20 protein-coding genes are annotated in these 20,855 nt (G+C 61.2%); 13 read left to right on the top strand and 7 right to left on the bottom strand.

Going from position 1 to position 20,855, the window contains the following annotated elements; translation table 11 throughout:
* The first annotated feature begins 340 nt into the window (after window positions 1–340).
* Both AXF13_RS16225 and ltnD read left to right on the top strand, forming a co-directional pair.
* Window positions 341–724, top strand: coding sequence for a leucine zipper domain-containing protein (locus AXF13_RS16225; RefSeq protein WP_223299932.1), 384 nt, complete (start codon window positions 341–343; stop codon window positions 722–724).
* Window positions 725–1,105: 381 nt separating this feature from the next.
* Window positions 1,106–1,999 carry an L-threonate dehydrogenase gene (gene ltnD / locus AXF13_RS13885; RefSeq protein WP_062254931.1) on the top strand — a complete coding sequence of 298 codons (894 nt, stop codon included), beginning with the start codon at window positions 1,106–1,108 and terminating at the stop codon, window positions 1,997–1,999.
* Between the two features lie 31 nt (window positions 2,000–2,030).
* On the opposite strand, the gene AXF13_RS13880 is transcribed toward ltnD, so the two are convergent.
* Window positions 2,031–3,146: an aldo/keto reductase gene (locus AXF13_RS13880; protein WP_083522106.1), complete on the bottom strand. Its 1,116-nt coding sequence runs from the start codon at window positions 3,144–3,146 to the stop codon at window positions 2,031–2,033.
* A gap of 26 nt (window positions 3,147–3,172) precedes the next feature.
* A complete protein-coding gene (locus AXF13_RS13875; protein ID WP_223299931.1) occupies window positions 3,173–3,586 on the bottom strand; it encodes a putative quinol monooxygenase in 414 nt (137 codons plus the stop codon).
* A 236-nt stretch (window positions 3,587–3,822) separates the two neighbouring features.
* Here AXF13_RS13875 and AXF13_RS13870 point away from each other — a divergent pair, with 236 nt between their 5' ends.
* Complete coding sequence (locus tag AXF13_RS13870) at window positions 3,823–4,764, top strand: AraC family transcriptional regulator (protein ID WP_062254927.1); 942 nt, start codon at window positions 3,823–3,825, stop codon at window positions 4,762–4,764.
* A gap of 25 nt (window positions 4,765–4,789) precedes the next feature.
* Here AXF13_RS13870 and AXF13_RS13865 read toward each other — a convergent pair whose 3' ends face one another.
* The 3 genes from AXF13_RS13865 to AXF13_RS13855 all read right to left on the bottom strand — a co-directional run bounded on the left by AXF13_RS13865 (window position 4,790) and on the right by AXF13_RS13855 (window position 8,006).
* Entirely contained in the window at window positions 4,790–5,338 is a 549-nt protein-coding gene (locus AXF13_RS13865; protein ID WP_062254128.1) for a pyruvate kinase alpha/beta domain-containing protein, read from the bottom strand.
* A gap of 110 nt (window positions 5,339–5,448) precedes the next feature.
* Window positions 5,449–6,870 carry an adenosylhomocysteinase gene (gene ahcY, locus AXF13_RS13860; RefSeq protein ID WP_062254127.1) on the bottom strand — a complete coding sequence of 474 codons (1,422 nt, stop codon included), beginning with the start codon at window positions 6,868–6,870 and terminating at the stop codon, window positions 5,449–5,451.
* A 212-nt stretch (window positions 6,871–7,082) separates the two neighbouring features.
* Window positions 7,083–8,006 carry an ArsR/SmtB family transcription factor gene (locus AXF13_RS13855; protein ID WP_062254125.1) on the bottom strand — a complete coding sequence of 308 codons (924 nt, stop codon included), beginning with the start codon at window positions 8,004–8,006 and terminating at the stop codon, window positions 7,083–7,085.
* Between the two features lie 103 nt (window positions 8,007–8,109).
* On the opposite strand from AXF13_RS13855, the gene AXF13_RS13850 reads away from it, so the two are divergent.
* From AXF13_RS13850 to AXF13_RS13830, 5 genes are all read left to right on the top strand, one after another.
* Window positions 8,110–8,667: a DciA family protein gene (locus tag AXF13_RS13850; RefSeq protein ID WP_062254124.1), complete on the top strand. Its 558-nt coding sequence runs from the start codon at window positions 8,110–8,112 to the stop codon at window positions 8,665–8,667.
* Window positions 8,668–9,112: 445 nt separating this feature from the next.
* On the top strand, window positions 9,113–9,484 hold the full coding sequence (locus tag AXF13_RS13845; RefSeq protein ID WP_008682987.1) for a hypothetical protein: 372 nt from the start codon (window positions 9,113–9,115) through the stop codon (window positions 9,482–9,484).
* Window positions 9,485–9,832: 348 nt separating this feature from the next.
* Window positions 9,833–10,222: a PadR family transcriptional regulator gene (locus tag AXF13_RS13840; protein ID WP_223299930.1), complete on the top strand. Its 390-nt coding sequence runs from the start codon at window positions 9,833–9,835 to the stop codon at window positions 10,220–10,222.
* 49 nt (window positions 10,223–10,271) lie between these two features.
* Window positions 10,272–10,724: a C-GCAxxG-C-C family protein gene (locus tag AXF13_RS13835; protein WP_062254120.1), complete on the top strand. Its 453-nt coding sequence runs from the start codon at window positions 10,272–10,274 to the stop codon at window positions 10,722–10,724.
* A 21-nt stretch (window positions 10,725–10,745) separates the two neighbouring features.
* Window positions 10,746–11,594, top strand: a complete 849-nt coding sequence (locus AXF13_RS13830; protein WP_062254118.1) for a split-Soret cytochrome c — start codon at window positions 10,746–10,748, stop codon at window positions 11,592–11,594.
* Window positions 11,595–11,700: 106 nt separating this feature from the next.
* Here AXF13_RS13830 and AXF13_RS13825 read toward each other — a convergent pair whose 3' ends face one another.
* Window positions 11,701–12,561, bottom strand: a complete 861-nt coding sequence (locus tag AXF13_RS13825) for a hypothetical protein (protein ID WP_008682983.1) — start codon at window positions 12,559–12,561, stop codon at window positions 11,701–11,703.
* Between the two features lie 326 nt (window positions 12,562–12,887).
* On the opposite strand from AXF13_RS13825, the gene AXF13_RS13820 reads away from it, so the two are divergent.
* Window positions 12,888–16,433, top strand: coding sequence for an FAD-binding and (Fe-S)-binding domain-containing protein (locus AXF13_RS13820; RefSeq protein ID WP_062254116.1), 3,546 nt, complete (start codon window positions 12,888–12,890; stop codon window positions 16,431–16,433).
* Between the two features lie 469 nt (window positions 16,434–16,902).
* Here AXF13_RS13820 and AXF13_RS13815 read toward each other — a convergent pair whose 3' ends face one another.
* Window positions 16,903–17,571 carry a class I SAM-dependent methyltransferase gene (locus tag AXF13_RS13815; protein ID WP_062254114.1) on the bottom strand — a complete coding sequence of 223 codons (669 nt, stop codon included), beginning with the start codon at window positions 17,569–17,571 and terminating at the stop codon, window positions 16,903–16,905.
* A 504-nt stretch (window positions 17,572–18,075) separates the two neighbouring features.
* On the opposite strand from AXF13_RS13815, the gene AXF13_RS13810 reads away from it, so the two are divergent.
* From AXF13_RS13810 to AXF13_RS13795, 4 genes are all read left to right on the top strand, one after another.
* Window positions 18,076–18,750, top strand: a complete 675-nt coding sequence (locus AXF13_RS13810; protein ID WP_062254113.1) for a site-2 protease family protein — start codon at window positions 18,076–18,078, stop codon at window positions 18,748–18,750.
* Between the two features lie 175 nt (window positions 18,751–18,925).
* Complete coding sequence (gene ruvX, locus AXF13_RS13805; protein ID WP_035073122.1) at window positions 18,926–19,363, top strand: Holliday junction resolvase RuvX; 438 nt, start codon at window positions 18,926–18,928, stop codon at window positions 19,361–19,363.
* Window positions 19,360–20,412, top strand: a complete 1,053-nt coding sequence (gene mltG, locus AXF13_RS13800; RefSeq protein WP_062254112.1) for an endolytic transglycosylase MltG — start codon at window positions 19,360–19,362, stop codon at window positions 20,410–20,412. The genes ruvX and mltG overlap by 4 nt, the downstream gene beginning before the upstream one ends.
* A gap of 30 nt (window positions 20,413–20,442) precedes the next feature.
* Complete coding sequence (locus tag AXF13_RS13795) at window positions 20,443–20,679, top strand: hypothetical protein (protein WP_062254109.1); 237 nt, start codon at window positions 20,443–20,445, stop codon at window positions 20,677–20,679.
* The last annotated feature ends 176 nt before the right edge of the window (window positions 20,680–20,855 follow it).

The raw sequence follows: 20,855 nt of genomic DNA, 5'->3' as shown, positions 1-20,855 counted from the left end.
CAGCACTGCTATAGATAAAGACATCATTGCTACGGATAGTGACAGCAATCTCCCTGGAGCACATTTATGAAGTAATTTATGTCATTATCAATAACTAGCGTTACCGTCTTTACTTGTACATCTCACAAGCTCTCCTACGGCTAAAGTAAGGCGAGTACTGGACGGAGGGAGTATATTCAAACATATCCGACCTTCACACAGGACGATCCTGACACAAGCAGAGGGCGAAAGGACAATTTAGAAACAGCGCCCATGTGTAATGTTTCAATAGGTTGTTCACCCTGCCTCAAATCGGTAAAGATGGAGTTAGCAGACAACAGCAAACCGAGATGAGGACAGAGTGAACATCCATAAGAATTCCAAACTGACGGCCAGAGATCGAGAGGAAATGATTCGGCGGATGCAGGCCGCCCCGGCTGCCGCGGTAGCAACTGGTTTTGGCGTCAGCCTGCGAACTGCCGAAAAATGGATGAGTCGATTCCGACAGGGCGGCTCCGAGGCGCTTGCGGACAGAAGCTCCCGCCCGGGTCATTGCCGAAGCAAGCTGACGGAACATGGTCTTGGCCGTGTTTTTGCGTTGCGCAAGAAACGGCTGACAGGCGATGAAATCGCTTTGCGGCTTGGCCTTTGTCGCAGCATGGTATTTCGGGCCCTGCGTAAGCTCGGTTGTTCACAGCTTGCCTGTCTGGAAGAAAGACAGCCTGTACGACGCTATCGATTTTAGCGATGAACGGAGGGTGAATAACGTGTCGACACTCTGCACCTAGGGCGAGCGTATCCAATTCTCCTGGATCCATATGGCATTGGCTTTCGTTGGGAGGGACTGGTTGAATCCACAGCATGGCGATCCCGAAAAACAGCCACGCACGACAAATAATGCACTGAACAAAGCCTGCCACTCATCCAATAAGCAACAGAAAACCTTTTTTGACGTCACCCCCAGATATTACATTGGCCGTATGCCCCTAACTTAGACGAGCACCCCAGTGCCGCACCCGTGAACGCCGGGCAGCCGGGAACCCGCGCGGGGGCCGTGTCTTTTGCCGTTCTGGCGGAATCTCCGCTTTTCCTGTACAGCTTTCTGGGAAAATATATGGAGAATCATATGTCGCAACGGACATACGCGGTCATCGGTCTGGGGGCCATCGGCCTGGGCATGGCGCAATCCCTGCTGCGCGCGGACCTGAACGTCATCGGCTGCAATCGCGGCCCCGGCCCTCTGAAGATCTTCGCCGGGAACGGCGGCCGGACCACCCATGACCCGGCAGAGGCCGCCAAGGCGGCGGACGTGCTTTTTCTGGCAGTGGTCAACGCCGCGCAGGCGGAAGACGTGCTCTTCGGCCGGGGGCAGGCAGCGCGGGCTCTGAAGCCGGGCAGCCTGGTCATTGACTGCGTTACGGTCAAGCCCGCCTTTGCGCGGGAGATGGAACGGCGTCTGGCCGAGCTCGGCCTCCTCTATCTGGATGCGCCGGTTTCCGGCGGCCCGGCCCAGTCCGCCGCCGGGCAACTGAGCATCATGGCCTCGGGCCTGCCCGAGGCCTTTGCCAGGGCCGAAACCGGGCTCAAGGCCGTGGCCTCCGTGGTGCACCGCCTGGGAGACGAGGCAGGCAAGGGCTCGGCCATGAAGGTGGTCAATCAGCTGCTGGCCGGAACGCATATCGCCGTGGCCGCCGAAGCCATGGCCCTGGGCCTGCGCATGGGTCTGGCGGCCGAGGACGTCTATGCGGTCATCACCAGCGCCGCCGCCAATTCCTGGATGTTTGAAACCCGTATGAAGCATGTGCTCAGCGGCGATTATACGCCCTTGAGCGCTGTGGACATCTTTGTCAAGGATCTGGGCATCGTCAGCGAGACCACGCGGGAGCAGGCCATGCCCGCGCCCCTGGCCGCCGCCGCGCTGCAACAGTTTGTGGCGGCCCAGGCGCGCGGTCTTGGCCGGGAAGCCGACGCGGCGGTGATCAAGACCTTTCCCGGGATCGAGCTGCCCTCAAAAGAATAAGGGGCGTCGGCCTCCCGCCCCGCAACAGCCGTCAGCCGTCAATCTGGCTTTGCGTGAAGGGATCGGCGCGGTGCCCTTCCAGGGGGATGGCGGCCAGCGCAACGTCGAACTCCCGCAGCTCCGCCGGGGAAAGGCGCAGCGCGGCCGCCCCGATGTTTTCCCGGAGATGCGCCGGATTCGTGGTGCCGGGAATGGGCGCGACCCAAGGGTATTGCGCCAGAATCCAGGCCAGCGCGAATTGCGCGGGCCTGGCGTTTTTGCGTTGCGCCCAGTCGCGCAACAGCGCTACCAGCGGCATGTTCTTTTTCAGGGCTTCGGGCGTGAAGCGCGGCAATGTGGACCTGCGGTCGGCCTGTGCAAAACGGCTGTTTTCGTTGATGGTGCCGGTCAGAAAGCCGCGCCCCACCGGACAGTAGGGCACAAAACCGATACCGAGCTCGCGCAGAGTCGCAAAAATTTTTGTTTCCGGCTCGCGCCACCAGGCAGCGTATTCGCTCTGCACCGCCGCCACCGGCTGAACGGCATGCGCCCGGCGAATGGAGGCGGCCCCGGCCTCGGACAGCCCGAAATGCCTGACCTTGCCCTCCCGGATGAGCTCCCCCACGGTTCCGGCCACATCTTCCATGGGCACCTGGGGGTCCACCCGGTGCTGGTAGAGAAGATCGATATAGTCTGTGCGCAGCCGCCGCAGCGAACCCTCCACCGCGCGCCGGATATGGTCGGGACGGCTGTTCAGGGTTCTGGGCGCGCCCTCCTCCACGCCGAAGCCGAACTTGGTGGCAATGACCGCACGATGGCGAACGGGAGCGAGGGCCTCGCCCACCCATTCTTCACTGATATGCGGGCCATAGACCTCGGCCGTGTCGAAAAAGGTCACGCCCTTGTCAAAGGCCGTGCGGATCAGGGCAATCATGGCCTTCTTGTCATAAACGCCACCGTAATAGCCCACCATGGGCAGGCAGCCCAAGCCGACGGCGGAGACTTCCAGCGGGCCCAGCCTGCGGCGCGGCATGGACACATTCCGTGCCACAGCCACGGCATCCCCCGCACGGCTTTCCCCCATGCCCGCCAGCAAGACGGCCATGCCGAAAGCGAGTCCTCCGGCCATGAATTGACGCCGTTCCCGCGATACAATTGTTCCGCTCATCTTCGCGTTCCTCCTTCCGGGTAATTTTACTTTTCCGCCGCTGCCGTCTGCCTGTCGCACAGCGCCACAGGCACGGCCTCCAATAAAACACGTTCCTCAATCATATCCCTGGTCGCGTGAAAGTATTTCCGAAAATGCGGCGTTTGGCGGTGAGCCTCATAGGCCCGCTCATCCACGTACATCTCAAAAAAGGTCAGTCTGGTCGGGTCGTTTTTGTCCGCCACGGCGTAAATCGCCACAACGCCGGGCTCCAGGCGCAGGGAGGCGGCCATTTCCTCCCGTACCACGGCTGTGAACGCCTCCACTTGATCCGCTTTTATCCGCAGCCGCGCCATGCGGATGACCGCGGCATCGGCCGCAATGACAGGATGCGGCACACAGAGCGCCAACGTGGCCGCCAGGGCCGATGCGCAAAAGATGTTGCGAAATTTCATAAGCATGAGTTCTCCGTTGTGTTCATGAATCGCAATGCGGATATGGGCCGTCTGCCCGCTCATCGCCCTGATTGGGCGGCTGCTGGACATGATCCGTTATAGTGGCGGCAGGAGTCCCGGAATAGAGCGGATTCCGGCAAAAAATTGCCTGATTGTATCAAAAGGCTGTACAGCCAAAAAATTCCTTCTTATAAAAAAACATCAGTCACAGCCGGTCTTCGCGACGGGAATGGGGTGTGGAAATGGAAGGAGACAAGCGAAAAGGCGGGGTCGTCCTGGAGGAACAGGAGCGTGAAAAGGCGGCGGCCATCAATGAGGAACTGAAACTGCTTCTGTTGCGGCATCTGGAGCAACCGGCAGTCCGGCCGACCGCCATTGCGGGCCTGACCCTGGTTCGCCGTGAAGCCGCCAACAGTTCGGAGCGCTGCTTTGAAAAACCCCTGGCGTCCATTCTCGTACAGGGCAGCAAGCATACGGTCATCGGCACGCGCGCCTTCAGCATTGCCGCAAAACAATGCCTGGTTGCCGCAGTGGACATGCCCAGCACATCATACGTGGTTGATCCGACGCCGGAAAAACCTTTTCTTTCTCTTTTCTTTTATCTGGACAGGCAGCTGATTACCGATCTGGCTATGGAAATGGAGCAGGATTTACCGCCTTCCGGCGAAGGCAGCCTGGGTGTGGCGGTTGCCGATGCGGAGCCGGACCTGCTGGAAGGCGCGTTACGCCTGGTAAAGCTTCTGGGCAAGCCGGAGCAGATCCCCATGCGCGCGCCCATGATCATGCGCGAGCTGCATTATCTGCTGCTTACCGGCCCGCAGGGCGGCATTTTGCGGCGGCTGCACACACTCGGAACGCAGAACAACCAGATCGTGCGGGCCATTTCACTGCTGCGGCACAATGTGAACGCGGCAGTGCGGATGGACGATCTGGCCCGTCAAGTGCATATGTCCGTCTCAAGTCTGCACCGGCATTTTAAGACGGTTACAGGGCTCAGTCCTCTGCAGTATCACAAGCAGTTGCGTCTGTACGAAGCGCGACGCCTGATGCTGACGCAGCGCGAAAACGCGAGCGGAGCGGCCCTGGCCGTGGGCTATGAAAGTCCCACCCAGTTCAACCGCGAATACAAACGCATGTTCGGCGAACCACCGCATCGGGATATAAGCCGTCGCAGCCGCGCATAGTGATCGACGGCGGGCGCCGTGTGGATTAAAAATTCCCGGGCTTGCAGACTATCTCGTTGATCTTCGTATCCAGAATATTGTTGGCATGCGCCGGGTGCATGATGACAGCGGTGTCCGCCCCACGGCCGCTGCCCGCCACTACCATGATCTCCTCGCCGTGGGGGATCAGGCCCGCGTCCAGGGCCATGACCGCGATCTCCACGCAAACCTTGACGCCCTGGCCGAGCATGCGCAGGGTGTCGGCCATCAACTCCACCGGGCCCACGCCGCCATGCTTCCTGCTGATGCCCCGCTCCGCGCCGCTGAGCACATGGGTTGCGGCAAGCACCCGGATGCCCGCGCGCTCAAGTTCTTGCCGGGCCGCGTCCGTGATTTTTGTTTTGCCCGGTTCCTTGAAGCCGTAGGCATTGGTCACGCACACGACCCGCGCGCCCTTCGCGCCGATGAACAGCCTGGCGGTGTCTCCGCTGCCGCTGGCCACGACGATATGCCTGATGTTCCGTTCCGCCGCCGTCTTCAGGGCCAGCACCACGCATTGCTCGGTATTGCCCGCGCCTTTTTCGTCAAAATACATGGCAGTTCTCTCCTTATTGAAACGACCCGGCAAGCGTGAGAAACACGCCTGCCGGGCCAGGGTCGGACTTCACTAGAGCTTTTTACACTTGAAATACGGGCCGGCGGGAATCAATACCTGTACATCTCGGCCTTGTACGGGCCTTCCACCTGCACGCCGATATAATCGGCCTGTTCCGGGGTGAGCTTGGTCAGCTTGGCGCCCAGGCGGCCCAAGTGCAGGCGGGCCACTTCCTCGTCCAGTTCCTTGGGCAGGGTGTAGACCTTCTTTTCCAGGTTTTCCTTGGCCAGCTTGATCTGGGCCAGGGTCTGGTTGGTGAAGCTGTTGGACATGACAAAGCTGGCGTGGCCCGTGGCGCAGCCCAGATTGACCAGGCGGCCTTCGGCCAGGATCAGAATGCTGCGGCCGGACTTGAGAGTCCACTTGTCCACCTGGGGCTTGATGTTCAGCCTGCTCACGCCGGGCGTGTTTTCCAGGTAGTTCATGTCGATTTCATTGTCGAAGTGGCCGATATTGCAGACAATGGCCTCGTCCTTCATGCCTTCCATGTGCGCGCCGGTGATCACGTGGTAATTGCCGGTGCAGGTCACATAGATGTCGCCCAGGGGCAGGGCGTCTTCCACGGTGGTCACTTCATAGCCTTCCATGGCGGCCTGGAGCGCGCAGATGGGGTCGATCTCGGTCACCAGCACGCGCGCGCCGAAGCCGCGCATGGACTGGGCGCAGCCCTTGCCCACGTCGCCGTAACCGCAGATCACCACCACCTTGCCGGCCACCATAATGTCCGTGGCGCGCTTGATGCCGTCGGCCAGGGACTCGCGGCAGCCATAGAGGTTGTCGAACTTGGATTTGGTCACCGAATCGTTGACGTTGATGGCCGGGAAGAGCAGCTTGCCTTCCTTTTCCAGCTGATAGAGGCGGTGCACGCCGGTGGTAGTTTCCTCAGAAACGCCCTTCATCCCGGCGGCAACCTTGTGCCAATGCCGCGGATCTTCCTTGAGGCGCAGGGCCAGGCGATCCAGCACGCATTGAAATTCCTTGTTGTCGGTCTTCTGCTCCAGAATGGAGGGATCGTTTTCGGCCTCCACGCCCTTGTGGATGAGCAGGGTGGCGTCGCCGCCGTCGTCCACGATGAGATCCGGGCCGGAGCCGTCGGGCCAGGTCAGGGCCATTTCCGTGCACCACCAGTAGTCCTCAAGAGTTTCGCCCTTCCAGGCGAAGACCTTGGCCAAGCCCTGCTCGACGACGGCTGCGGCCGCGTGGTCCTGGGTGGAGAAAATGTTGCAGGAGGCCCAGCGGATGTCCGCACCCAGGGCGTGCAGGGTTTTGATCAGCATGGCCGTCTGGATGGTCATGTGCAGGGAGCCCATGACCTTGAGGCCTTGCAGGGGCTTCTGGGAACCGTATTTTCTGATGCATTCCATAAGGCCGGGCATTTCCCGCTCGGAAAGCTGCATTTCCTTCCCGCCGAAATCGGCCTGGCTGAGATCCGCCACTTTATGGGGCAGGCTTAAATCCAGTGCTTTGGTCATCTTCGCTCTTCTCCTTGGAAGTTTTTGGCGTGTGAGGCGCATTTGAAAAATCAGGATGCTCTGGGAGCTGTTTTTAAATTAGGAAGTTTTGCCTTTCCAGCGAGGAAAACGAGCTTTTTACGGCGGGAGTATACTCTTATGGTATTCGACCAGAGTGAAAAGCGACGTTTGAAGAAGCCGGAAGGCAAAAGAACCCGATTTAGAAACAACTCTTAACGGGCTTCCGCGCCCGTCAGCAACAGCGCAAGCCCCCGTCCCACGGGCTGCCGCGCGCTGTCCAGAACGGCAAAACCGGCCTGCTCCAGACCCGTCGCCAATTCGTTTTCCTCAAAGCCCAGCCAGCGGTCGCCGTAACGGCTGCGCATGGTTTCGTCGTTGTGGCGCAGAAAATCCGCCACGAACAGACGCCCGCCGGGGGCCATGATCCGGCGGATCTCGCGCAGGCCTTCCTCCGGCGCGGACAAATGGTGGAGCACAAGGTTGATGCAGGCGAAATCCGCCTCATGGTCGCGCAAGGGCAGATGGCTGAGCTCGCCGATGCGCAGGGAGACGCGGCCTTCGGCCAGGTCCTCCTGGCTGAAGCGGCGGCGGCAGAGTTCCAGCATGCGGGCCGAGCCGTCCACGCCGATGACCCCGCGCGCCAGGGGCAACAGGCGGCTGAGCACCGCGCCCGTGCCGCAGCCCAGATCCACAGCCGTGCCGCAACCTTGGGGCACGGCGGCGCAGACGGCTTCAGGAAGGTCGAATGCCCCGAGCACCTCGCGGTTGAGTTCATCCCAGTCTTCGGCAATGGCATTGAAAAACTGGCGGGTCTTGCGGGCTCGCTCTTCAAGAATCTGGGCCGCCATGGACAAATCCGCGCGCATGACGGCGTCGGCGGGCACAAAGGGCATGACCGCCCGCAGAAACTCGCGCTCCTCACCGGCGCGCGGCGCGGCATAAAACACCCACAACCCGTCCCGGCGCGAAGTCAGCAGACCTGCCTCGGTCAGGATTTTCAGATGTCGGGAAACCCGCGACTGGCCCATACCCAGAATGCTCACCAGCTCGTTGACCGAGAGCTCGTAATGCAGCAAAATGTGCACAAGCCGCAGCCGGGTTTCATCGGAGAGGGCCTTGAAATGCAGCAATGCCATGGAACGCCTTTTTCCCTGTATAAATCAAATTAGGTTGATATTAATATCAGTATATCCGGATATAGTCAAGCAGACCGCCTTGTGGCGGCAGGATAATCGCAGCATGGAGCGAGAAACGCAGAATCAGCGCCAGCGGAACTGGACGCGGCACAAGCCTCGCCCACGGCGCAAAAACAGCGGCCCGGCACAAGCCGGGGACGTGCTGTCCGCCCTGCTGGCCTCGCTGGGCGGCGGTCCGGAACGCGCCCGCCTGAGTCTGCTCTGGCAGAACTGGGAACCGATCATGGGGCCGGAACTGGCCCCTCTGGCACTCCCCTTGGGCCACCATAAGGATATTCTGCTGATCGGCGCGGAAGACGCCATGCTTATGCAGGAGCTGCACCTGATGAGCGGGGAAATCCTGGAACGGGTCAACGCCTTTATGGAAAGCCCTTTTTTCAAGAGCATAAAAGTCTCTCTGGTGCTGAACAAAACCGTGCTGCGCACAGCCGAATCCCGGCCCTCGACGGAAGCCCGAATCAGACCCGACGCTCCCCCGCCCCGACCCAGCGGCTCTTTTCTGACGAAGATGGACCCGGCCTCGCCGGTTGCCCGCTGCTATGCGCGCTTCGCCGGAAAACGGGCCGCCCGGAGCGCCGCGCGAAAGAACGCAACGGACTGAACGCGGCTTCATTCCTTACTTTTCTGACAGTTAAAGCAGGGCTTCAAAGGTACTACTTTAAAACCGCAATGCGAAGTCCGTCGCCGGACAGGGTAACGGCAACCCGCCGTAAGGGACATCCGGCGGCTATGACGGCGAAATGCGGCCAGTGGCGCGCCTGCGGCCGGATCCCCGTCTCGTGATGCGGATGGAGCGCGCCGATGCACAATCCAGGCTTCTTCACAAATTTTTTTGGTGAACCGCAAGACTATTTCTAGACATAAATTTCATATTTTATCTTTGATGGCAGCATGTTATAAAAATACGACGGCGAGGGGCATGCGATTTTGCTGTTTGGTTGCTGCGATCATTGACAAGGCTTTGCCTGCAATGCTAGCTTGCCCCAGATAACACCCGCCAGCGTCCGGTCTCCGTCCGGCAAGAGCACGCGGAGGAAGGAGTGAACGTGCAGAAAAATATGGAAGAAATCTGTCTGAAACATGACAACGGCAGCGATCTTCAGTTCCGCGGCCGCCTTTTTTCGGAGTGCTCCTGGTACGACGAGGAGCACGGCATGCTCACCCGCCAGAAGCTCTATGTGACGGACAACAACGAACAGGTCTATTATATCGTGCGCTCCAGCGGCCAGGAACGCAGCCGCCATGCCTATCGCCTGTCGGTGCGCGGCGATAATTGCATCATTGACAACGGCGTGACCGAAATGGCTCTCCAATTCGATATGCTCATGCTGGCCGTGCGCGGGCTCTGCGGCCTGGAAGCCGGCGCTACCCCCACCCTGTCCATGGTGGAGGAAATGCTCAAGGCCGCCAATGCCTAGTACCGCCTCCGTATTCTGATTTTCCGCCGCTCCCCTTGGGAGCGGCTTTTTTATGCGCATCCAGCCATGCGCTGTTGCCCCGTCCTTTCCCTCTCCTCCCCCCCAAGCCCATCTCCCCGCCTCCCAACTGGCCGTTTCGTCCGCTTAGAGTATTTTGCGCTTGAAATTATCGCTTAACGGCGAAGCAAATTCGCCTTGCGATAATTTCGCGGTGCGGATTTTCACGGAAAATCCGCACCGCGCGTTGAGATACTTTCAATATTAAAATGCTCTGAAGCGCCTGCCCCCGCAGGCGGCGCGACGGCATTTAGGTTGCAAATATAATAGACCAACTCTAGTATTATGCCCATGAAAGAACTTCTGACCTTTATGAATTGCCCCTGTGCCGGGAGCAACCTGCCCCGCTTTGTTCACCCCATTCTGCTTGGCTTGCTGGCTGATGGCCCGCTGCACGGTTACCTGCTGCTCCAGCGGCTGGAGGCCATGCCCCAGTTTCAGGGCAACGCGCCCGACCCTGCCGGGGTCTACCGCCTGCTGAAACAAATGGAACACGACGGCTTGCTGCACGGCACGCAGGAGCCGGGACGCACGGCAAGCCGACGGCTCTTTTCTCTGACCGAGCGGGGGCGGGCCTGCCTGCTGCGCTGGATGGACACCTTGGAACAGCATCAGGCGAGCATAAGCCGCATCCTGAATTTTTTGCGCGGCGCGTCCCGTTCCAGACCAAGTCACTCTTGAAAAGTTTCGCGTTTTCAAAGGTTCATTCAGCACAACAAAGGGAAGGCACATGGATACCGACACAATTTTGCGAAACTTCGGCCGCCGGGTCGTCTGTACGCAACAGATATGCGCACGCTTTGCGCCCCGCCTGGGAATCAGCCGGGCGCAGGCCTTGGGCATGGGGGCCGCTTTCGGCAGCGGCATGGGCCATGCGGAAACCTGCGGCTGTGTTACCGGGGCCCTGCTGGTGCTGGGCCTGCAATTCGGCCCGCAAAACGAGGAGGCAGCCGCCACGGCGGCGGGACGGCTGCAGGAACAGGTGGCTGTTTTTGAAGAGCGCTTTCTGGCAAAGCAGCACAGCCTGATCTGCAAGGAAATCCTGGGCGCGGACATCTCCCGCCCTGAGGACATGGCCGTTGCAATGCAAAAGGGCCTGTTCGCCGCGGTCTGCGCTCCCATGGTGGCCGCGACCTGTGAAATTCTGGAAGAGATGCTCGCCACGGAAACAACGCAGCCCTGAGACCACAAGGAGGCTTGGCCCATGTTGCCGGACAGACGCGCTTTACTGGGAGGATTGGGTGGACTGGCCATCGGCGGCGCCGTGGCCGGATTGACGGGAAGCCTGGCCCGGGCCGGAACAGGCTCCGGCGCTGCCGAAACGCGGCGCTTTACGCGCTTTTCACAACAGGGCGGCGACTTCAGCTGGACGCCGCGCAAACTGGACCCCGACGAATGCGCGCCCGTGGCCTACGACGGCTTCTGGCATAACCTGAATGCCTGCGGCTACGGCGCTTTTTACAGTATTGTTGGCATGATGGCCGAAAAATACGGCGCGCCGTACGATCAATTTCCTTTTTCCATGCTGGCCGTCAACGAGGGCGGGATCATCGGTTGGGGCACCATTTGCGGCGCGCTCTACGGCGCGGCCGCGGCTTTTGCCCTGTTCTGGAACCGGGAAGAATGCTCCCCCATGGTCAACGAGCTCTTCCGCTGGTATGAAAGCGCGCAACTGCCCGTCTATGATCCGGGTTCCGCAGCCAGGGCCTTTGTGGGGCCGCTTCCGGCCAACGCGCCCGGTTCCGTGCTCTGCCATGTTTCCGTCTCCAAATGGTGCCACGGCTTCAACAAGAAGGCCGACAGCAATGAGCTGGGCGAGCGCTGCGCCCGCCTGACCGTGGACGTGTCCCGCAAGGCCATTGAAATCCTGAACGCCAAAATAGCGCAGGGCAAGGCATATAAAGGCGCTTTTTCGGTTCAGGCCGCCGTTGTCCAGTGCGCTGCCTGCCATGCCGCGGGCAAGGAGTCAGACATCCAGAAAAGCAAGATGGACTGTGCCCCGTGCCACAGCGGCAATCCGCATCTGGGGGATAAATTCAGGAAACATCCTTGACCCCCCAAGGGCGGACAAAAAAACCATCCGGCATATTATGCCGGATGGTTTTTTTGTGTCTGTGAAGACAGAGACGAAAGCGATCTTGGCCTCAGTTTCCGCCTGGTTAGCTTTCCGGTTCCAGATTGGGGCTGAAATGGTTGGTGCCCCAGGTCAGAGCCAGGACGAAAAGCGCGGCGAACAGGCCGATGGCCGGGCTCCAGAGCGGCGGGGCCGATAGCGAAAGCCGCATGAGCAGGGTACCGATCACAAAGCCCGAATTGCGGAACACCGCATGGTAAAAGGGCATGTAGCGCTGGGCGATGAGCACCATGGCGATGTCCGCGAAAATCAACACGGTATAGATGGTTTCAAAAAAATGCTGGTCCTTGCCGGTTTGCAAATGAAGCACCAGGTCGTGCATGCCGATGGCGAAAAAGATCACGAACAGGGCCAGGGCCAGCAGTTTTTTGCTCATGACATAACGCATGCGCATGTCCGCATTCTGGATAAAGCGCTGTCGCCGCGCGATGCGCCGGTACATGCCCAGGCAGAGAAAAACGCACAGCGCCCCGGCTCCGGACACGCCGATCTCCGCCACCCGCCAGATATTGTCGATATTGACATAAACCGGCTCCGGCAGGGCGGCCAGTTCCTTAAAGGCATTGCGCAGCAGGATCAGGGTCAGGATCTCGAACTGCTTGCCCATGGACTGGGACAGGGACGAAGGGATCACGAAAATCAGGCTCATGACCTCCATGGCCAGAATCAGGGTGAAGGCCAGGTGGATGGCGTAAAAATGGCTTTCCGGCGGCTGGGGCAGCCAGAGCGGGTACAGGCCCAGACGTTTCAGCTCCACGCCCGCCAGGGCGGCCAGATAAAACCAGAGCAAAAAAAGGGCGATGCGCCGCTGGGTGGACGGGCGCTCCCAGAAATGATGCAGCCAGTCGAGTATATCGGTGAGCGGCTGGAATTTGTGAATCAGCATAAAGCCTCTGTACTGCGCGCGTTGCGACGTTATTATTCAGGAAGGAGTACTGACAGGCAGAAGATAGCCGGACGGGCGCAAATGTCAAAGGCGGGAATGTCTCTTTTCGGCGGCAGCCCGTAAACCGCCATGCCCGCAGGACACACGCGACAGGATTCAAACCACAACCCCCGAGCCCGTCCTCCCCAAAGGGCGACAGGTGCCGCCCTCGGAACCGCCCTCCCCCACGGCTTGCCATCCGTGCCCAGAAAACGTAGAAAAAGAGCTTCCCCCACGAGCCCCCATACCTTGCGACAGCATATCCGCAGCACATTGAGGTAGAGATCATGCCCCATAAGGGTCCGCATATTTCCATTTCGCCCGACTATGTGGTCAACCGCATCCTGAAGATCAATATCGACGACTTCGCGGAATGGCCTGAATCCGTGCGCAATCTCGCCATCGCCATCGCCGAGGAACTTTTCCTGGTGGCCTACAATCCCTTTATCGACGCCGACACCGTGCGCGGCAGCGTGCGCGAGAGCTTCGAGCGGGAATCCGTGTCCCTGGCCCACTATTACGCCACGGCCATCGGCGAGGGCATCACCATGTTCTGGTCCGCCTATGAGGCGGAGGCCGAATTTCGGGACAGGCTCATCGACGCCCTGCGCCGCGTCCTGCCCGAGGAATGCATTCTCATCGAGCCCTCGGCCCTGGTGGAAACGGCCACCGACGCCACGGACCTGCGCATGGAGCTGCCCCTGCTGGTGGTGGAGCCGGACAATACCGAGCAAGTGGCCGAGCTGGTCAAGCTGGCCAACGACATGAAGTTCGCGCTGATCCCGCGCGGCGGCGGCTCGGGCATGACCGGCGGGGCCGTGCCCGCGCGCAAACGCACCCTCATCGTCAGCCTGACCCGCCTGACCCGCATCGGGCCCATTGATCCGGACGAAATGACCGTCACCTGCCGGGCCGGGGCCATCACCCAGGAAGTGATTAACGCGGTGGACGCGGCGGGCGCGCTTTTTTCCGTGGACCCCGCCTCCAAGCAGGCCTCGTCCATCGGCGGCAACGTTTCGGAAAACGCGGGCGGCCCCAGCGCCTTTGAATACGGCACCACCCTGGACAATCTGCTCTGGTGGCGCATGGTCACGCCCACGGGCGAAATCATCACCGTGGAGCGCGAGAACCATCCCCGTCACAAGATCCTGCCCGACGAAACCGCCGTCTTTGTGGTCAAGGACGTCAGCGGCGGCGTGCGCAATGTTGTCCATCTGCGCGGCGACGAAATCCGCCTGCCCGGTCTGGGCAAGGACGTGACCAACAAGGCCCTGGGCGGCCTGCCCGGCATGCAGAAGGAAGGCGTGGACGGCATCATCACCGAAGCCTGTTTCATCATCCACAAGAAGCCGCAGCACAAGCGGGTCATGGTCCTGGAATTTTTCGGCCGCTCCATGCACCCCGCGGCCGTGGTGGTGCGCGAGCTGGTGGCCCTGCGCAACCGCATCCGCCAGGAGGGCGACTACGCCCACCTTTCGGCCCTGGAAGAATTCAACGCCAAGTACGTCCAGGCCATCGAATACAAGCGCAAGTCCGAAAAATACGACGGGCTTCCCATTTCTGTGATCATCCTACAGGCCGACGGCGACGACCCCTATCTGCTGGACAAATGCGTGGGCGACATCGTCAGCGTGGTGGAACAGCAGGAGAATGTGGACATCATCGTGGCCGGGGACGACAAGGAGGCCGAACGTTTCTGGGAGGACCGCCACCGCCTGTCGGCCATTGCCAAGCGTACCTCGGGCTTCAAGCTCAATGAGGACGTGGTCATCCCCATGGAGCGCATTCCGGATTTCGCGCTTTTCCTGGAGCAGCTCAACCTGGAGTGCACGGCCGCGTCTTACCGCCATGCCTTGCAGGAAGTAGGCCGCCTGCCCGGCTTCCCCATGGAGGACAAGGACTTCAACCGCGAGTTCTCCCAAGCCTCCAAGGCCGCGTCCGGCGACGTGTCGGCCGCGGATGTCTCGGACATTGAAATGGGCGCGCGGGCCGAAGCCTTTCTGGACCAACTGGCGGAAAAATATCCTCACCTGGCCAAGAAGATCGCCAAAATCCGGGCCTACATGGAGGCCAGCCGCATTGTGGTTGCCAGCCACATGCACGCGGGCGACGGCAACTGCCACGTGAACATCCCGGTCAACTCCAATGACGCCCACATGCTGGAGGAAGCCGAGGAAACAGCGGCCCGGGTCATGGCCGAATGCCAGGAAATGGGCGGCGAAGTTTCGGGCGAGCACGGCATCGGCATCACCAAGATCGCCTTTTTCGGCAAGGACAAAATGGACGCCCTGCGCGCCTTCAAGGAGCGTGTGGACCCCCGCGACGTCATGAACCCGGCCAAGCTGGTGCACCGCGAGCTGCCGGTGCGGCCCTTCACCTTTTCTTTCAACCGCCTGATCAACGACATCCATGCCAGCGGCCTGCCGGACAAGGAAAAGCTCATCAGCCTGCTCACGGCCATCCAGATCTGCACCCGCTGCGGCAAGTGCAAGCAGGTCTGCTCCATGTGCTATCCCGAGCGCTCCATGCAGTACCACCCGCGCAACAAAAACATGGTGCTGGGCATGCTGCTGGAGGCGGTCTATTACTCCCAGGTCAACAAGGGCCGCATTGACGAGCGCCTGCTCAAATGGCTGCGCGACCTGGTGGAGCACTGCACGGCCTGCGGCCGCTGCATGGCCAACTGCCCGGTGAAGATCCCCTCCGGCGAGGTGGCCCTGACCCTGCGCGCCCTGCTGGAACACGAGGGCGCGGGCGGGCATCCCATCAAGGAACGCACCCTGGAGTGGCTGGTGCGCGACATTCCGCACCGGGTGCCCAAGGCCGCCAAGATGGCCTCCCTGGGCCAGAAGATGCAGAACAAATTCCTGGGCTTCGTGCCGGAGATGTGGAAGCGACGCATGCAGAGCCCGCTCTTTTCCGGGCGCGGGCCCAAGATGGGCTATACCAACCTCTACGAGGCCCTCAAGCTGCATCGGGGCTCGGTCTTCGCCCCGGCGGAGCCGCAACCCGGCATGCCCTGCGTCCTCTACTTTCCGGGTTGCGGCGGCGCGCTGTTCTACGACCGCATCGGCCTGTCCTCCATCATGCTCCTGCTCAAGGCCGGTTTTGCCGTGGCCGTGCCGCCCCGGCACCTCTGCTGCGGCTATCCCTTGCTGGCGGCGGGCATGGATACGGCCTTTGAGGACAATCTGGCCCAGAACCGCCAGTATCTGGCGGCCATGCTGCGCAATCTGGCCAAGCAGGGCTTTGACTGCAAATACCTGGTTTCGGCCTGCGGTTCCTGCCGGGACGGCCTGGAACGCCTGCACCTGGAAGAGCAGTTCCCGGACCTGCTGCGGCGGGACGTGAGCCAGCTCGTGCTGCCCCTGCTGGACAAAAATGCCGTACAGGCCGCGCCCGAGGGTAAGAATCTGATCTACCACGGGGCCTGCCACTGCGAATGGGCCGACGTGCACAAAATCAAGGGCCAGAAGCAGTTGGTCAAAGCCCTCGGCGACTTCAGCGGCCTGACGGTCAGCCTCAATCCCGGCTGCTGCGGCGAATCGGGCATGGGCGCCATGACCTCGCCGCAGATCTACAATCTGCTGCGCTCGCGCAAGCAGGACCGCCTGGGACAAGCCTTTGCGGACGGTTATGACGGGCCGGTGGTGGTGGGCTGCCCCTCTTGCAAGATCGGCATTGCCCGCAGCCTGATCAAAATGCACGACAAGCGGCCCGTGCTGCATGTGGCCGAATGGCTGGCCGGGCTGCTGGACGGCGAGGACCGGCGGCAGAGTTTCCGCAAAAAAGCCAACGAGTCGCGCGGCGAGATCCGCGTGATCGAGTTCTAGCATCGACGCATGCGCGCGTGTGGGAAAGGGGCCGGAACCGCTGTGCGGTTCCGGCCCCTTTCATTTCCGCATTGCGGTTACGCGCTTCCTGGCGTCTGATTGCTAAATTTGAGAGCGCATAGGGGGTGTTTCCCAATTGAGGAGTTTTGTCTTTCCGGCAATAAAAACAAGCTTTTTACGAAGGGAATGTACTCTTACGGTACTCGACTTGAGTGAAAAACGCAGGTTGACGCAACCGGAAAGCAAAAAAACATGGAGCAGATTAACTTTGAAATGCTGCGCATTCCAAAGTTAAAGACACGATTATTCCGCCGCTTAGCTATGCTGTTCTCGCCCGTAACGCTCGAAGACTCGCTAACGGGAGAGGCAACAGAGCAAATAAATTGCGCTACGGCTTCGTAGCGTGATACTGCTCTCGCAGCCTCGTTAGAGCCTTTCAAAATTAAAATGCTCCGGTCAGAAGCAGCCCCTAGAAAGAACGGAAGCGCTCCACCTTGGCGGGCGGCAGGTTGCGCAGGACCAAACCGCGTTTTTCGCGGCGGCAGCCCGCGCGGACCAGGGGCGAACAGCCCCAGAGCGCATAGGTGAACTGGATGATGCAGCCGCTGCGGGCCGTGGCCGCGCGCATCTGCTCCACAATGGCCTGTTGCACGGGCGCGGGCAGGCTGAGCAGGGGCAAGGAGGAGACCACGGCAGCCACGGGCCGGTTTGCGGGCAGATAATCGGCCAAGCGCGTCGCGTCGCCCCGGATGACGGTCAGTTCGGGAAAACGGTTCCGCAGGACGCGGCAGAACGCGGGCAGACGTTCCAGCACGAGCAGGCGCTCGGGAGCCACACAGGCCCGCAGCGCCCGAGTCACCGCGCCGGTGCCCGCGCCCAGTTCCACCACCAGGCCGTCGCCAGGCGGCAGCATGGCGGCCATGCGCCGGGCCAGATGGACGCCGCTGGGGCAAAGCGCTCCCACGCTGCGCGGCGCGCGTGCCCACTGTCCCATAAAGGCCTCCGCCCGCCCAAAGCGATCCAGCAGAAGGGCCGGGCGCAGAGAAGGGGCCATCCCTTCCAGGGTCTGCCGTCCCAGGTTCAGGGCCAGAGTCGCCAAACGCTCCCGTGCCGCAAGCGCGCAGGAAAATATCTTCATCGCTCACTCCTGGTTGAAAAGAACACGCTGTGCGTGCAAGACGTAGCGCGAGCGGCGTCAGCAAAGCGTCAGGCCGGATGCCGGGCATGTCCGGCGCGGCTCGCTCCTGTTTCAGGCCGTCCGGGGAAAATACGCCTGCGGCGATTGCACTGTGCGTTACGTCCGCGCGCAACGGCAACCAGGGCGCGTTAACACTACTGGGATTTTGTTCGCTGGCTAGGAAAACGACCCTTTTATGAAGGGAGCGTACTCTTACGGTACGTGACCGGAATAAAAGGTGAAGTTCGACGACGCCAGCGGGCGAAAGAACGTAGTGTTAACGCGCCCTAAAGCGGTTGGCGCATTTCGTGCGTGAGCGGCTCTAAACGGCCGCCATCGTATCACGGCAATGCCGCGAACGGCCCCCTGCGGTCGGAACGCAAAGCAACGGCTGGCAGGCTGCCACGCCCGACGCCTTCGCGACCCCGTATCGACATTCAGGCTCGAACATGATACCCGCCAAGCATGCTTAATATTGATTTTTCCCAAGCTCTCCACACGCTGGCCATCGCCCTGGTGCCCGCGCTGCTGGGCATCATCCTGCACGAAGTGGCCCACGGCTGGGTGGCCGAACGCTGCGGTGACCCCACGGCCCGCCTCATGGGCCGCCTGACCCTGAACCCCCTGCCGCATATTGATCCCATGGGGCTGCTGGTCTTCGGCCTGACCAGCCTTTCCGGCGCGTTTGTTTTCGGCTGGGCCAAGCCCGTGCCCGTAAACGCGCGCTATTTCCGCCATCCCGCCAGGGACATGATGCTGGTGGCTCTGGCCGGGCCGCTGACGAACTTCCTGCTGGCCGTGCTTTTCGGCGTGACCCTGCGCCTGGTGCTGGCCTTTTTCCCCTTTGACGCCTGGCAACAGCACAACTTCTACATTTTCGTCCTGTCTTCCCTCCAGGCCGGCGTGGTGATCAATTTCGGCCTGGGCTGGCTCAATCTGGTGCCTATTCCGCCGCTGGACGGCAGCAAGGTTGTGGCCTATTTTCTGCCCGGCGAAACGGCCTGGCGCTACCTGAGCATGGAGCGCTACGGTTTTATCATTCTTTTGCTGCTGCTGTTCACCGGAGCCCTGGGCTACGTGCTGGGGCCGCTGGTCAGCGGCAGCGCCAGAGGGCTTCTGTCCCTCCTGGGCTTATTGTAATCCAAAGGGAACACTGATTAATGGCCTTGTTGCCGCCTGCCTCGGCAGAGAACAAAACCCCTCATTAATCAGCGCTTCCCGGAGCAGATTCACTTTGAAATTTTATAAAGTTCAAAGTGAAATTGCTCTAAGACCTCCCCGCCGCAGGCGCGGGGAAAAACGGGGCATTACGCGCTTGAAATACGTGGGCATCGATTACGGTCTGGCCCGCACGGGTCTGGCCGTGTCCGACCCGGAAGGGCGGCTGGCCTTTCCCCTGGTCACCCTGCGCCTTGAGGAATACCCAAACCGTAAGGACTTCCTGGCGGCCCTGGCCGCCAGAATCACTGCGGAAGAGGCAGAAGCCGTGGTCATGGGCCTGCCCCTGCTGGACGACGGCACGGACAGCCTGACCACCCGCCAGGTGCGCAATGTTACCGAGCGCCTCAAACGCCGGGTGGACCTGCCAGTCTTTTACATGCCCGAGCTGCTGAGTTCCGAAGAGGCTTGGTCCGACCTGCGCGACGCCGGGCTCACGGCCCGCAAACGCAAGGCCGTGCTGGACCAGCAGGCGGCGGTGCGCATCCTCGCTTCTTTTCTGGCGCTGCCCCCCGAACAACGGAGACCGGCATGAAAACCATGCTGCGCATAGTGGGCCTGCTGTTTGTGCTCGCCCTGGCGGCCTGCGGCTGGCTGTGGTACGAAGCCCAGGTCTTTCTGAACAGCGCGCCCGAAACGCCGGGCCGCGAAATCTTTTTCGACGTGACGCCCGGCGCGCGCCTGGGGCAGGTTTCCGCCGCTCTGGCCGAAAAGGGCCTGGTTACCGATGCCCGCAAGTTCAGCCTGCTGGCCCGCTACAAACAATGGGAAAACCGTCTCCAGGCCGGGCGCTTCGCCCTGAACAGCGGCTGGACGCCCGAGCAGGTCTTGGACGCCCTGGTCAACGGCAAGCCCGTGCTTTTCCGTATCACGGTGCCCGAAGGTCTGACATGGTGGCAGACCGGCCGCCTGCTGGAAGAGGCCGGGCTGGTCCGCTTCGCGGATTTCCGGGACGTGGTCACGGACCCGGATTTTCTGCGCCATTACGGCATTCCCTTTGCCACGGCCGAGGGTTTTCTGATGCCCGACACCTATCTGCTCAAAAAAACCGACGAGCCGGACGACGCGCAGTTCAAGGCCCAGGCCCGCGCCGTGGCGGGCCGCATGGTGGACAATTTCTGGCGCAAAACCGCCGCCGTCTGGCCCGGCAAGGCCAGGCCCAAGCCCGACGATCTCAAAAAATGGGTGATTCTGGCCTCCGTGGTGGAAAAGGAAACCGCCATCGACGCGGAGCGGCCCCGTGTGGCCGGGGTGTACCGGAACCGCCTGGCCCGGCAGATGCTGCTCCAGGCCGATCCCACGGTGATCTACGGCATGGGACCGGCCTTTGACGGCAATCTGCGCCGCAAAGACCTGGACGATCCGAACAACCCTTACAATACCTATCAGCGGCCCGGCCTGCCGCCGGGGCCCATCTGCTCCTTCGGCACGGCGGCCCTGGCCTCGGCCGTCAATCCGGAAGCCCACGATTTTCTGTACTTTGTGGCCAAGACTGACGGCGGCGAGCACGTCTTTTCCACCACACTCACGGAACACAATCGCGCCGTGCGCCAGTATTTGCAAAACCGGCGCGGCGGGCGTTAAGGTGGGCGTAACGCAACGCCAGGAGGCCGTATGAACTATCTTATTGTGGAAGACTTTTCCGGCCAGGCCGTGCCCTTTATCTTTCCGCGCCGGGTGGACCACGGCGACATGCGCGAACAGTTGCCCTACGGCCAGGTACTCTCCTGCGGCGTGCTGGAACTGGGGCCCGACGGCTTCATCTGCTCCGGCGGCAACAATGAACTGGGCGTCAAGGCGCGGCCCGAGGAGGATGCGGCGATTATCGCCGAGGCCCTCCGGCGGCGGTGAAAGTAGACGCCCGCGCCGGAAGCCAAGGCGCCTTTAGCCGTTCGCGAGCAAAGCGAGCGTTGCTGTCCTTCTCCGTACGGTTCCTTTGTCGCCAACGGCTAAGGCAAGGCCTTCGGCCAACGGCTGCCGCAAGGACAGCGGCGCTACGGATGACGACAACAACAGGCTGAAGGCAG

The organism is Desulfovibrio fairfieldensis (assembly GCF_001553605.1).
GTDB lineage: Bacteria > Desulfobacterota > Desulfovibrionia > Desulfovibrionales > Desulfovibrionaceae > Desulfovibrio > Desulfovibrio fairfieldensis.
The sequence above is the reverse complement of the archived record's forward strand: the minus strand, read 5'-3'. Positions and strand labels throughout refer to the sequence as shown.

Coding starts and splice junctions, on each gene's coding strand:
- AXF13_RS13875 (WP_223299931.1), bottom strand. CDS start 3,586: ATGCTTATGAAATTTCGCAACATCTTTTGCGCATCGGCCCTGGCGGCC.
- ahcY (WP_062254127.1), bottom strand. CDS start 6,870: ATGACCAAAGCACTGGATTTAAGCCTGCCCCATAAAGTGGCGGATCTC.
- AXF13_RS13820 (WP_062254116.1), top strand. CDS start 12,888: ATGCCCCATAAGGGTCCGCATATTTCCATTTCGCCCGACTATGTGGTC.
- AXF13_RS13835 (WP_062254120.1), top strand. CDS start 10,272: ATGGATACCGACACAATTTTGCGAAACTTCGGCCGCCGGGTCGTCTGT.
- AXF13_RS13850 (WP_062254124.1), top strand. CDS start 8,110: ATGGAGCGAGAAACGCAGAATCAGCGCCAGCGGAACTGGACGCGGCAC.
- AXF13_RS13840 (WP_223299930.1), top strand. CDS start 9,833: ATGAAAGAACTTCTGACCTTTATGAATTGCCCCTGTGCCGGGAGCAAC.
- mltG (WP_062254112.1), top strand. CDS start 19,360: ATGAAAACCATGCTGCGCATAGTGGGCCTGCTGTTTGTGCTCGCCCTG.
- AXF13_RS13795 (WP_062254109.1), top strand. CDS start 20,443: ATGAACTATCTTATTGTGGAAGACTTTTCCGGCCAGGCCGTGCCCTTT.
- AXF13_RS13855 (WP_062254125.1), bottom strand. CDS start 8,006: ATGGCATTGCTGCATTTCAAGGCCCTCTCCGATGAAACCCGGCTGCGG.
- AXF13_RS13825 (WP_008682983.1), bottom strand. CDS start 12,561: ATGCTGATTCACAAATTCCAGCCGCTCACCGATATACTCGACTGGCTG.
- AXF13_RS13880 (WP_083522106.1), bottom strand. CDS start 3,146: ATGAGCGGAACAATTGTATCGCGGGAACGGCGTCAATTCATGGCCGGA.
- AXF13_RS13810 (WP_062254113.1), top strand. CDS start 18,076: ATGCTTAATATTGATTTTTCCCAAGCTCTCCACACGCTGGCCATCGCC.
- AXF13_RS13815 (WP_062254114.1), bottom strand. CDS start 17,571: ATGAAGATATTTTCCTGCGCGCTTGCGGCACGGGAGCGTTTGGCGACT.
- AXF13_RS13870 (WP_062254927.1), top strand. CDS start 3,823: ATGGAAGGAGACAAGCGAAAAGGCGGGGTCGTCCTGGAGGAACAGGAG.
- ltnD (WP_062254931.1), top strand. CDS start 1,106: ATGTCGCAACGGACATACGCGGTCATCGGTCTGGGGGCCATCGGCCTG.
- AXF13_RS13865 (WP_062254128.1), bottom strand. CDS start 5,338: ATGTATTTTGACGAAAAAGGCGCGGGCAATACCGAGCAATGCGTGGTG.
- AXF13_RS13830 (WP_062254118.1), top strand. CDS start 10,746: ATGTTGCCGGACAGACGCGCTTTACTGGGAGGATTGGGTGGACTGGCC.